General features: G+C 42.0%; 11 protein-coding genes. 7 read left to right on the plus strand and 4 right to left on the minus strand.

Annotation, left to right across the window (positions count from 1 at the left end; genetic code table 11):
- Nucleotides 1-87 precede the first annotated feature (87 nt).
- Complete coding sequence (gene mdh / locus RTR63_RS02465) at nucleotides 88-1,260, plus strand: iron-dependent methanol dehydrogenase (protein ID WP_062330084.1); 1,173 nt, start codon at nucleotides 88-90, stop codon at nucleotides 1,258-1,260.
- Nucleotides 1,261-1,798: 538 nt separating this feature from the next.
- Here the strand turns inward: mdh and metF are convergent.
- Together metF and ahcY are read right to left on the minus strand one after the other, a co-directional pair.
- Nucleotides 1,799-2,650, minus strand: coding sequence for a methylenetetrahydrofolate reductase [NAD(P)H] (gene metF / locus RTR63_RS02470; RefSeq protein WP_409418183.1), 852 nt, complete (start codon nucleotides 2,648-2,650; stop codon nucleotides 1,799-1,801).
- Between the two features lie 157 nt (nucleotides 2,651-2,807).
- A complete protein-coding gene (ahcY, locus tag RTR63_RS02475; RefSeq protein ID WP_312522535.1) occupies nucleotides 2,808-4,196 on the minus strand; it encodes an adenosylhomocysteinase in 1,389 nt (462 codons plus the stop codon).
- A 476-nt stretch (nucleotides 4,197-4,672) separates the two neighbouring features.
- Between ahcY and RTR63_RS02480 the strand changes: the two genes are divergently transcribed.
- Entirely contained in the window at nucleotides 4,673-5,482 is an 810-nt protein-coding gene (locus RTR63_RS02480; protein WP_312522470.1) for a hypothetical protein, read from the plus strand.
- Nucleotides 5,483-5,547: 65 nt separating this feature from the next.
- Here RTR63_RS02480 and RTR63_RS02485 read toward each other — a convergent pair whose 3' ends face one another.
- Complete coding sequence (locus RTR63_RS02485; RefSeq protein WP_100269790.1) at nucleotides 5,548-6,018, minus strand: Lrp/AsnC family transcriptional regulator; 471 nt, start codon at nucleotides 6,016-6,018, stop codon at nucleotides 5,548-5,550.
- Between the two features lie 164 nt (nucleotides 6,019-6,182).
- Between RTR63_RS02485 and leuA the strand changes: the two genes are divergently transcribed.
- The 5 genes from leuA to RTR63_RS02510 all read left to right on the plus strand — a co-directional run bounded on the left by leuA (nucleotide 6,183) and on the right by RTR63_RS02510 (nucleotide 11,210).
- Nucleotides 6,183-7,913 (plus strand): 2-isopropylmalate synthase, encoded by a 1,731-nt coding sequence (gene leuA, locus RTR63_RS02490; RefSeq protein ID WP_312522474.1) that lies wholly within the window; start codon nucleotides 6,183-6,185, stop codon nucleotides 7,911-7,913.
- A gap of 206 nt (nucleotides 7,914-8,119) precedes the next feature.
- Nucleotides 8,120-8,440 carry a YcgL domain-containing protein gene (locus RTR63_RS02495; protein WP_065252484.1) on the plus strand — a complete coding sequence of 107 codons (321 nt, stop codon included), beginning with the start codon at nucleotides 8,120-8,122 and terminating at the stop codon, nucleotides 8,438-8,440.
- A gap of 66 nt (nucleotides 8,441-8,506) precedes the next feature.
- Complete coding sequence (locus RTR63_RS02500) at nucleotides 8,507-8,962, plus strand: hypothetical protein (protein WP_007116910.1); 456 nt, start codon at nucleotides 8,507-8,509, stop codon at nucleotides 8,960-8,962.
- Between the two features lie 148 nt (nucleotides 8,963-9,110).
- Nucleotides 9,111-10,013 (plus strand): AAA family ATPase, encoded by a 903-nt coding sequence (locus RTR63_RS02505; RefSeq protein ID WP_198001307.1) that lies wholly within the window; start codon nucleotides 9,111-9,113, stop codon nucleotides 10,011-10,013.
- Between the two features lie 9 nt (nucleotides 10,014-10,022).
- Nucleotides 10,023-11,210 carry a vWA domain-containing protein gene (locus RTR63_RS02510; RefSeq protein ID WP_312522476.1) on the plus strand — a complete coding sequence of 396 codons (1,188 nt, stop codon included), beginning with the start codon at nucleotides 10,023-10,025 and terminating at the stop codon, nucleotides 11,208-11,210.
- A gap of 112 nt (nucleotides 11,211-11,322) precedes the next feature.
- Here RTR63_RS02510 and RTR63_RS02515 read toward each other — a convergent pair whose 3' ends face one another.
- Nucleotides 11,323-11,907, minus strand: coding sequence for a septal ring lytic transglycosylase RlpA family protein (locus RTR63_RS02515; protein ID WP_312522478.1), 585 nt, complete (start codon nucleotides 11,905-11,907; stop codon nucleotides 11,323-11,325).
- Between the last annotated feature and the right edge of the window lie 353 nt (nucleotides 11,908-12,260).

A 12,260-nucleotide genomic window follows, 5' to 3' on the forward strand; every position in this document is an offset into this window, starting at 1 on the left:
TTATCTAATTGTAAGATGACAAAAAACTAGGTGTACGAATAAAATTACTATTTACCCTAACCATAAAAGATTAAAAGGAATTTAATCATGGCTTATAAGCAAATCTCCGATCAAACTAGTGGCTTTTTTATTCCCTGCGTATCATTATTTGGACCTGGCTGTGTCAAAGAAGTGGGCTCGAAAGCCAAAGACCTAGGTGCTAAAAAAGCGCTTATTGTAACTGACCAAGGGCTGAACAAAGCGGGTGTTCCAGACATTATCATTAAACATTTAAGCGAACAAGGTATTGATAGCTACGTATTTGCAGGCGCAGAGCCAAATCCAACTGACAAAAATGTCCACGATGGCGTCACAGCGTATCAGGATAACGGCTGTGATTTTATCATCTCATTGGGTGGCGGTTCGTCACATGACTGTGCAAAAGGGATTGGTCTAGTGACGGCAGGCGGTGGTCATATCCGTGACTATGAAGGTATTGATAAAAGTAAAGTGCCAATGACGCCATTGATTGCTATCAATACCACGGCAGGTACAGCATCAGAGATGACACGTTTTTGTATTATCACCAATACCGATACCCACGTCAAAATGGCGATTGTAGATTGGCGTTGTACCCCACTCATTGCTATTGATGACCCTCGACTGATGACTGCTAAACCTGCATCTTTAACTGCGGCAACAGGTATGGATGCGTTAACCCATGCGGTAGAGGCGTATGTATCGACTGCTGCAAATCCGATTACAGATGCTTGTGCTGAAAAAGCCATTCGAATGATTCAACAATGGCTGCGTCAAGCTGTAGCGAATGGCGAAAACATTGAAGCGCGTGAGGCTATGAGCTACGCCCAATACTTAGCAGGCATGGCGTTTAATAATGCCTCGCTAGGCTATGTACATGCAATGGCGCACCAGTTAGGTGGATTCTACAATCTGCCACACGGTGTCTGTAATGCGATTTTGTTACCGCACGTCTGTGAATTTAACCTGATTTCAACACCTGAGCGTTATGCAGATATTGCACAATTTATGGGTATTGATATCAAAGGCATGACTCGAGAAGAAGCAGGTAAAGCAGGCATCAATGCAATTCGTGAGCTATCCCAATCGATAGGTATTCCTAAGGGACTTACTGAGCTTGGTGTTAAACAAGAAGACCTTGCCATCATGGCAACCAATGCCCAAAACGATGCTTGTATGCTCACCAACCCACGCAAGGCAAATCATGAACAGGTCGTAGCAATCTTCGCCGCTGCCATGTAAATGTAGCATCAAACTAAAACATACTCACAGCAGTAAAAAAAGGGGACTTTAATAGTCTCCTTTTACATTGAGCGCTGATACAAAGCGCATAAATTTTTGCGTCAATTGATTAAAATATAGTAGCATACAGGGATGAAATAAAAACTCATCACTCGCTTAGACCACTGCCAATACTTACGGGTAACCCAAGTAAACTACCCACTTAGCTACTATGCCAAGCCTCATCTAACACAAAATCTCGTAGTAAAAAATCTCGTAGCACAAATCAGCGATAACCGCATCTACAATCGAGCCACCGATGGTAAACGCACACTTGACCATCTTAATGCTATGCTTAGCCCTACTATCGAACAGCATGCTATCTTTGATAAAACGTAAGCATCCGACCATACCCGCTCAAGATAAACTGTTCCAGATAAAATCTTTAAGATAAGCGTTATTTTGCGATGCCCCAATTTTACGATGGTAAACAGAGAGTTTAACACCGTTATGCTCATTTTTTGTTTACTGTCAGATAGTGGGTAAGGTCTATCCCCAATTAAACCAATCCGAGCGCTTCAATCAATTGTTTATTTGGGCTGACTTGGTTCATGCTGTAAAAATGCATTGACGGCACGCCTTCGGCAATCAAACGCTCACATAGATTGACCATCACTTCAAACCCAAATTGACGAATGGCTTTTTTGTCATCGCCATAGTCGGCAAGCTGTTTACGGATGAAACGTGGAATATCTGCCCCGCAGCCATCGGCAAATCGAATCAAATTTGACGCATTGGTGATAGGCATAATGCCTGCAATGATGGGGAACTCATCTTGTGTCACCCCTTTTTTGGCAAGGGCATCACGCAGATATAGATAGCTGTCAGCGTTGTAGAAAAACTGGGTAATCGCTTCAGTCGCACCTGCGCGGTATTTATTGAGCAAGTTTTGGATATCGGCATCAAAGCTTTTGGCTTGCGGGTGCATTTCTGGATAAGCCGCGACTTTGATACGAAAATAATCACCGCTATGCTCACGTATGTATTTAACCAAATCGACAGCAAACGGCAGCTCGCCAAGACCTACCATACCCGATGGCAAATCACCGCGCAGCGCCACCAAGCGATTAATGCCTAACGATTTATAATAATCTAATAACTCGCCAATTTTGGCTTTATCATCGCCAATGCAGGATAAATGCGGGGTGATAGGTGTGTCACTTTTTTCACTCAGTGCCTTAACGATACCTAAGGTGCGCTCACGGGTTGACCCACCTGCGCCATACGTGACGCTAAAATATTGCGGTTTTAAAGCATTTAATTCATCAAAGGTTGCCAATAATTTGGTTTGACCGTCATCGGTCTTGGGGGGAAAAAACTCAAAAGAAAACGGCGTTGTCATGGTGGTCATGAAAGTATCCAAAATGATAAAAAATAGCACCATTATAACGGGTATAACAGTAAAAAAATTGAATTTTTTGGCATAAACATTGAGTTAAACTGCATAAAAAAGTCATGCACATGGGCATGACTTTGATTGAACCTTTAACAAATAGTAGTTATAGCTATTAGTATTTATAGCTATCAGGTTTAAACGGACCTTCAACTGGCACACCGATATAATCGGCTTGTTGCTGCGTCAATTTAGTCAGTACCCCGTTAAAGCCTGCAACCATGGCTGCTGCCACTTCTTCATCAAGTTTTTTGGGCAATACTTTGACATATAAATTATCCGCTTTTTTGTCCGCCGGCAAATCAGCAAATTTTTCTTTGAATAAGTGCATTTGCGCCAATACTTGGTTGGCAAAAGAACCATCCATAATACGTGATGGATGACCTGTGGCATTGCCCAAATTGACCAAACGACCTTCCGACAATAAAAGCAAGTAATCGTTTTCATCTTCTGATCGATAGACTTGGTGTACTTGAGGCTTCACTTCCACCCATTTCCAGTTGTCACGCATAAACTGGGTATCAATCTCAGTATCAAAGTGACCAATATTACAAACCACTGCGGTGGCTTTTAAGGCTTTTAGCATATCGCTATTACAGACATGGTAGTTACCAGTGGTAGTGACCACCAAGTCAGTATCTTGCATAAGGGTTTTGTTGACACCTTTGGCAGGGTCACCTTCCACAAATGGCGAGACCAATTCATAGCCATCCATACAAGCTTGCATACCACAAATTGGATCAGCTTCCGTTACTCGTACTATCATACCTTCTTGACGTAGGCTTTGAGCAGAACCTTTACCGACATCGCCATAACCGATAACAAGCGCACGACGACCCGCTAACAGCATATCGGTACCACGTTTGATGGCATCGTTTAGGCTATGACGACAGCCATATTTGTTGTCATTTTTTGATTTGGTTACTGCGTCATTGACATTAATGGCGGGTACTTTTAGCGTGCCTGCATTTAACATTTCAATTAGACGATGCACCCCTGTTGTTGTCTCTTCTGAGATACCGTGAATGTTGTCGAGCAGTTGCGGGTAGTCGTTATGAATCAGCGCCGTCAAGTCACCGCCATCATCTAGAATAATATTGGCATCCCACAGCTTACCCGTGGCTTCACCACCTTCAAAAATCTGCTGGCGAAGACACCATTCGTATTCTTCCTCAGTCTCGCCTTTCCAGGCAAACACAGGAATACCGGCTGCTGCGATGGCGGCAGCGGCATGGTCTTGGGTTGAAAAAATATTACAAGAAGTCCAGCGTACTTCAGCACCCAGCGCCACGAGCGTTTCGATGAGGACAGCCGTTTGGATGGTCATGTGGATACAGCCCACAATCTTGGCGCCTTTTAAGGGCTGCTCGGCTTGGTAGCGTTGGCGTAAGCCCATCAAAGCAGGCATTTCAGTTTCAGCCAGTTTGATTTCTTTGCGACCGTAGTCGGCAAGGCTAATATCGGCAACTTTGTAATCAGAAAAATTTGAATCAGTAGAATTGATAGACAGGGACACTGCGTCCACTCCTTAAAACCGGTAAAAAAAGTTAAAGTAAAAACGCAGATGCCGTTATTTATTTTGGATTTATTTTGGTTAAAACACAAAAAACGAGCCTAGCGCAGGCAAGCAAATATAAATTAAGCGAACCTTAAGCTGCAGCATCTCTCGATAGGCGTATTGTAAAAAAAATTAACATAAAAGTCATTCTCTTAATTGCAACATCAACTTAAGTCTTTTAAAAAAGCAACATTTTTGATAAAATATTACACTTCATCCTATGTAATTACATAAACATATAGAAAAGTTATACAAAATTAAAAGACATTGCTGAAAAATTACGTTTTAATATACCTAAGAGAAACGTAACAAAATATGTCAACTAATTTACTTTTTCTTTATATGTCATTCATCGCTTGAAAGTCTTTTAGATTTTTAAGAGAAATGGTAAATTTACTTTATCTTGTCCTTAGGAGATTTATATGAAAGTTTTGAAATTAGCTGCTATTCCTGCTGCTTTAATCGCAACTTCTGCTTTTGCTCAAACTGTAGTTGTTGATCAACAAGTTGTTGCACAGCCTGTTGCTGTATCTACTACCACCTATGACCCAAACGCAGGTGTGGTACGAAATACGACAACTCAATTGGTTTCTGGTACTAGAACGTTTTTTGATACCGTAACAAATCCTGCTGCTATCAGTGCCGAAGTAGGTACTTTAGGTTATGGTGCCAATATTGGTTGGGCGCTAAACGATAAAACTGAGCTTGTAGTTGGTTGGGCTGGTGGCGATATCGGTGATTTAAAAAACACCATCAAAATTGAAGATGTTAAATATGACTTAGAAACAGATTCAAGCAACCCATATATTGGTGTGAATTTACGTCCAGCTGGAAATTGGTTTACTGTGGGTGTTGGTACCATTTTTGGTGACAATGAAATCACCTTGAAAAAACAAGCGACTGAAACCAAACAAGTTAAAATCAATGGTAACTCTTACTATGGTAACATTGAAGCGTCAGCTGAAAATAAAAACACCATGAACCCATACTTAACTATTGGTTTCCGTCCTAATATCACTAATAATTTTGGTGTATTCGGTGAAATCGGTGCAGCTTATACTGGTGGCTTAAAAGTGACTGATGCTAACACACGAGTTCTAAATGCCAATGGTGAAGAAATTGCAAAATTTGACAATAATCGTTTAAAATCTGATTTACAACAAGATTTGGATGATTCAAATTATTCAAAATGGTACCCAATCGCTAAAATCGGTGCAACTTACCGTTTCTAACTTCAGTCAATTACTAAAAAAGATACTCCTTCGTGGGTATCTTTTTTTATATGATTAATACAGCATCATATAGTATCTGTGATAATGGGAAGAGAGAATACCTCTCGTAATTCAAAACTGGTATGCACTTGTGCGATACCTTCGATACGGTTTAGACGATGCAATAAAAATTCTTCATAATGCGCCATATCTTTGACCAAAGCTTTGATAAGATAGTCTTCGCTGCGCCCTGTCACAATACTACAGCTTACCACTTCAGGAAATTCTCGTAGTTTTTTTTCAAAATTGCTAAAGCGCTCTGCTGTATGTTTATCCATGCTAATAGCAATATAGACTGACAGTTGATAACCTAATTTTCTAGGGTCGGTGGTGACACTATAACCGGTGATAATACCGGCATCTTCTAATTGTTTGACTCTGCGCGCACAGGGGGTAGGGCTTAAGTTTACGCTTTCTGCCAATTCAAGATTGCTCATGCGGGCATTTTCCCGTAATAGCGCTAATATTTGTCTGTCTATTTTATCTAATGAAGCCATGGTAAATTCTTAATATTAGTGATTTTAACTAAACAATATAATTATAGTAGCCATAAATATCAAATTCTATGTATTTTATAGCAAAATTTAGTTACTTCAACTACAAAAAAATGGATATAATTTCATCATAGAATTTTAAGTAAAATTAAATGTGGAGCATTAGCATGTCAATACAACCCAAAAACGCGGCTTTTAATCATAAAAAATACCAACCCTTTGCATTTGCACCAAAGATGACCCAGCGTACTTGGCCCGATAAAACCATCACCAAAGCGCCCATATGGACGTCGGTGGATTTGCGAGATGGTAACCAAGCCTTGATTGAGCCGATGAGCATTGAACAAAAAATGCGCTTCTTTGATTTGTTGGTGCAAGTGGGGTTTAAAGAAATTGAGATTGGTTTTCCATCAGCGGCGCAAGTTGAGTATGACTTTACTCGCAAATTAATCGAAGGCGGACACGTACCCGACGATGTGACCTTGCAGGTATTGGTGCAGGCACGCGAACATTTGATTCGCCGCACCTTTGAGTCGCTAAAAGGTGCCAAACGTGCCATCGTCCACGTGTATAACTCAACCTCAAAAGTGCAGCGCGAAAAAGTGTATCAAAAAGATTATGATGACATTATTGCGATTGCGGTTGAGGGTGCGACATTGTTGCGTGATTTGGCGAAAGAATACCCTGAAACCGAATGGATTTTTGAATATTCCCCTGAAAGTTTCTCACAAACCGAGGTCGATTTTTCGGTCAAAATCTGTGATGAAGTGTGTAAAGTTTGGCGCCCGGACTTAGGTCAGAAGGTAATCTTTAACTTGCCATCAACAGTAGAGAGCTCAACGCCCAATATTTATGCCGATCAGATTGAATATTTTTGCCAAAACTTACCCATGCGTGAGCATGTGATTGTGAGCCTTCACACCCACAATGACCGTGGCTGTGCCGTGGCTGCCAGTGAGTTAGGTTTGATGGCAGGGGCTGACCGGATTGAAGGCACGCTTTTTGGCAATGGCGAGCGCACAGGCAACATGGATATTATGGTCATGGCGATGAATATGTACAGCCAAGGCGTAGACCCACAGCTTGATTTTAGTAACATGAGCGAAATCGCCCAAGTGGTGAGTGAGTGCAATCAGTTACCGATTCATCCACGCCATCCTTATGTGGGCGAGTTGGTATTTACCGCTTTTAGTGGCTCGCACCAAGATGCCATCAAAAAATCGCTAGATTATAACGAGAAAAATGCCGAAGCCACCCAAGGCTTATGGGATGTGGCATACTTGCCGATTGACCCTGCTCATATCGGACGCGGCTATCAGGATGTTGTACGTATCAATAGCCAGTCAGGGAAAGGTGGTGTTGCTTATATCTTGCAACGTGACTTTGGTTTTCATTTGCCGCGCTGGACGCAGATTGACTTTAGCCGTGTCATTCAGCAAGAGGCCGAGAGCCGTCAGTCAGAATTGACATCAGATGATGTCATTAGCGTGTTTGAAAACACTTATTTGAACCAATCTACTTTGGCGTTGCAAGATTATGAAATCAAAAACACCGCTGGCTCAGTAAGCTTTACAGGCTCTGTGCGTATGGGGGATGATATCATAGACGTCGTTGGTAATGGTAATGGTCCGTTGTCTGCCTTTATTAATGCCATCTCTGCCAAATTGAACAAAAATATTCACGTTATCAACTATGCAGAGCATGCGTTAACGGTTGAAAGTCAAAGCCCGCTCACCCAAAACAACAGTGATGCCAATGCCGTTGCTTACTTACAGTTGAATATTGAAGGTGAGATTTATTCAGGTATCGGCACTTGCTCAAGCACTGTATCAGCGATGTTAAAAGCCGCCTTGTCTGCGTTGGCACAAGCGCAGATTGCCGATACTGAGCATCATTAATTAGCTTTTATAAAGCGCAAATTTATCAGTAGCTTTTATCCTCAAAAGAGCAATTGCCCTAGTTGCTCTTTTTTTATCGGCTAACATGTAACATACCCAAGCTAATAGCAAAAGGCGCTAATAGCAAAAGGGGTGCAATTCCAGACATACTATTTTATGGTATGATAGAGGCACTTTAAATTTTACAGTAATAATAGGGTTGTATGATGCATTGCGATATTTATAAATTTAGCAAAAAAGATGACCTGTATGTGTACATTGCTCGCCCAGATTATCCCAATGACACGGACGAGATTCGTGACTGGTTGTCAGTGTTGCCCAAGGATTTTCGTCAAGCGATTGGGCGCGAAACCTTTGTGATGCATTTGGATTTGACGAATACGACAAAGCTTGCACGAGTCAATAAAGCAGAAGTGTTAGAAAAACTGCAAAGTCAGGGGTATTTTGTGCAAATGCCGCCTGAAGACGTGCTGTTACGCCAAGCAAAATTGAATATGGCAGAAGCGCAGCAGAACAAGTGGCAGTAGCAAAATTTTAACAAAATGAGTTGAATCATGCTAAAATAATCTATCTATTTTTGGCAAGGCAAAATTATGTTTGCATTTTTATCACTCGACCAAATCGGTAATGTGCTAGGCGAAATCATCATTTGGTGGGCGCAGCTGGTTCAAGGTGTGCCGCCAGACAAATTACCCTTATATGCTTATGTGGGATCTTCCATTGTGGTATTACTGCTTTGGATTTTAGTGGTACGGATTTTGCCAAAAACGCTTGCAGGCTTGAGTTGGATTATTCTATTTGCGATTTTGCTCACGCCCACCACTTCCCTTGGCACCCCGCCTGACATCGCACCAGCGAGTATTTCCGTGGTGTATGGGATTTTACTCAAAGATCCAGCAATTATCTTTAATGGGTTGCTACCAATTATGGTTGTCATTACAGTGGGCTGTATTTTGGGTTTTATTTGGCAAATTCTTCGAATGGGCATCGATAAAACCAACAAAAAACATGCGCTAAATAACGCCAATATCAGCCAGCCTAGCCGCTAAGCTATGATAGTGATAAGCCAGCAAGCTGTAACCGCTTAACTTTTTATAGCTTAATCTTTTACAGCTTAACCTTTTACTTATAGCTTAACTTTCCCTAAAACTTATGATAGTCTGAAACTCATTTTTGACGATTATCATAGGTTTTTTTATGTCTGACCATCAGCAAAATGCTGCCATCCAAAACAGCGCAACCCAAAGCAGTTTTGCAAGCACCGATAGTTATATCGCCACTGACAACCTAAAACTTGCCGTCAACGCTGCGATTCAATTGCAAAAACCGTTACTCATCAAAGGGGAACCTGGCACGGGTAAAACGCTACTGGCTGAAGAAGTGGCAAAAAGTTTAGATATGCCACTGTTAACTTGGCACATCAAATCAACCACCAAAGCTGAACAAGGCTTGTATGAGTACGATGCGGTATCACGCCTGCGGGATAGTCAATTGGGCGATGACCGCGTGTATGATATTGCCAACTACATCAAGGCAGGCAAGCTATGGCAAGCATTTACCAGTCCTGAGCGTGTGGTACTGCTCATTGATGAGATTGATAAAGCGGATATTGAGTTCCCTAACGACTTGCTACATGAGCTCGATAAAATGTCATTTTATGTGTATGAAACTGGCGAAACGATTACCGCCGATCATCGTCCTGTCGTTATTATCACGTCAAACAATGAAAAAGAACTGCCTGATGCCTTCTTGCGTCGTTGCTTTTTTCATTATATTGATTTTCCTGACCAAGCAACCATGCGCGAAATTGTGGATGTGCATTTCCCCAATCTACAGGCAGACTTGGTGGATGAAGCACTCAAGGTGTTCTACGGTCTGCGTGAAGTCAAAGGCTTAAAAAAACCGCCATCCACCTCTGAATTGGTAGATTGGATTAGTTTGCTGATGGCAGATGAGTTGCAAGCGGGCAGTCAAAATGCGATTGAGCGGTTGAAAAATCCAAGCGATAACTTACCGCCCATGGCGGGGGCGTTGCTCAAAAATGAAAATGACTTGAGTTTACTTGAACGTATGGGCTTTATGCTGCGTCGTAGTCGATAGGGGATTGGTGTGTTTATCAATCTTTTTTACACCTTACGCACTTATGGCGTGCCAGTTTCTACCCGTGAATTGCTAGACCTTTATGCCTTACTAGAAACAGGCATTGTGTTTGCCGACCGTGAACAATTCTACGAGCTGATTCGCCTATGTATGGTCAAAGACGAAAAATACTTTGATAAATTTGACCGTGCCATGGCGGATTATTTTGAAGGTATTGATACACTCGACATTGACGAGCTGATGGCAAAATTGGGTAATATCCCTAAAGAATGGCTGGAACTCAAACTTGACCCCAACAATCTCACCGAAGCCCAGCGACGCCTACTCAAAAAATATGGCTCGCTTGAAGCACTCATGAAAGCACTAGAGAAACGGCTAAAAGAACAAAAAGAGCGACACCAAGGCGGTAACAAATGGGTCGGTACAGGCGGCTCATCGCCATTTGGGGCGTATGGCGACCATCCTGAGGGCATACGAGTAGGGGGTGAAAGCCGAAAACGCAGCGCGGTCAAGGTGTGGGAGCAGCGCAAATACCGCGATTTGGATACGGATAACCAGTTAGAAACCCGCTCCATGCAGATGGCACTGCGTAAACTGCGTAAATTCGCGCGTGATGGGGCGGCTGATGAGCTTGATATTGGCTCAACCATCAAGAAAACCGCGCAAAAAGGGATGCTCGATGTACAGCTGCGTCCCGAACGCCGTAATCGTGTCAAAGTGCTCATGCTGTTTGATATCGGTGGTAGCATGGATAGCTATATTGAAGCGTGTGAGCGCTTATTTGCCGCTGCCAAAAATGAGTTTAAGACGCTTGAATTCTTTTATTTTCATAACTGCGTGTATGAGTATGTTTGGACAGAAAATGCCCGCCGTAACGCCAGTGCGGTGCCCACATTGGATGTGCTACACAAATACGGCAGTGATTATCGGGTGATTTTTGTCGGTGATGCCGCAATGTCGCCTTATGAGTTGTTATCTGTCGGCGGCAGCGTTGAGTATATGAGCCAAGATACGGGACAGGCGTGGCTAAAACGTATCACTAACCACTTTGATAAAGTCGCATGGCTCAACCCTGAGACACCAAGCTACTGGCAATACACCCAGACCATCGGCTTAATCAAAGATATCATGCAAGGTCATATGTATCCAATGACCTTGCATGGGATTGAAGATATGACTAAGTATTTGGCGCGGTAAGATTTTTAAGGGAATTAAAAAAGCATGAATCAATTTCATGCTTTTTTTGTGCTGATAGGCGGATAGTCATCTAAAAACTGATATTAAGCTAAAGGCTGCTAGTCAGCTAACATTAGTTTAGACCACTTACACGTTCAATAACAACGTTGCCTGTGCCCGTGCTTGCTAAGCCAATTTGTTTGGCGGCGGCATACGATAAATCTAAGACGCGATGGCTTGAAAACGGACCGCGGTCATTGACTTTTACCACAACGCTTTTGCCGTTTGATTTGTTGGTTACTTTGATATAACAATTCATTGGCAATGAGCGATGGGCAGCCGTCAACGAATTGGAATCAAAAGTATCACCGCTAGCAGTTTTACGACCTTGAAATTGACGACCATACCAAGAGGCGACACCCGTTTGGCTAAAACGATTGACCGTATTAGATGCAACGGCAGAAAGACGCTCTAACACGTCTGCATCTTTGCTAGCTTGTGAAGTGTCTTGGCTGATAAGTTGGCTTTCTAAGGCAAGGTTGCGAGGTTGGCGGGCTGATTTGACTAAGTCTGATGCATTGTTGTGCTGGCGGGTTAACTCATTAAGTACGTGATCTAAATTGCTCGTGGCTGCTTGGGTAGTTGAGCTAAGCGCCGTTACGCCACAAAAGCAAAGTAACGTCGCTACATTAGCTAAATTCGATTGACGCTTTGACATAATGACCTCTGAACAATCGCTCTTTACAATGAGCGCCTTATATTTGGGAGCCAATAAGCCTTGATATGTCATGCATACAAATCGCTTATAGGGCACCAAGAAAATTTATGAGATTTAACAATTAGTTTACAAATTTTACTTTGTTTCGGTATGTAATTGTTCAATCTTGATGACCCACAATAAGCAATTACGCGATTAAAATCACGATTTATTTAGATAAAAGGTACAAAAAAATAGATAAACGGTAAAAATTATTAAGTTTTACCATCATAATTGTTTAAAACTACTCATAAAAAGGATATCTTTTATGATAACTCTTTTACGTTTTTTACATTTAAAAATACCTATTTACA

The sequence above is a fragment of the Moraxella sp. CTOTU47724 genome (assembly GCF_032014955.1).
Lineage (GTDB): Bacteria > Pseudomonadota > Gammaproteobacteria > Pseudomonadales > Moraxellaceae > Faucicola > Faucicola tetraodonis.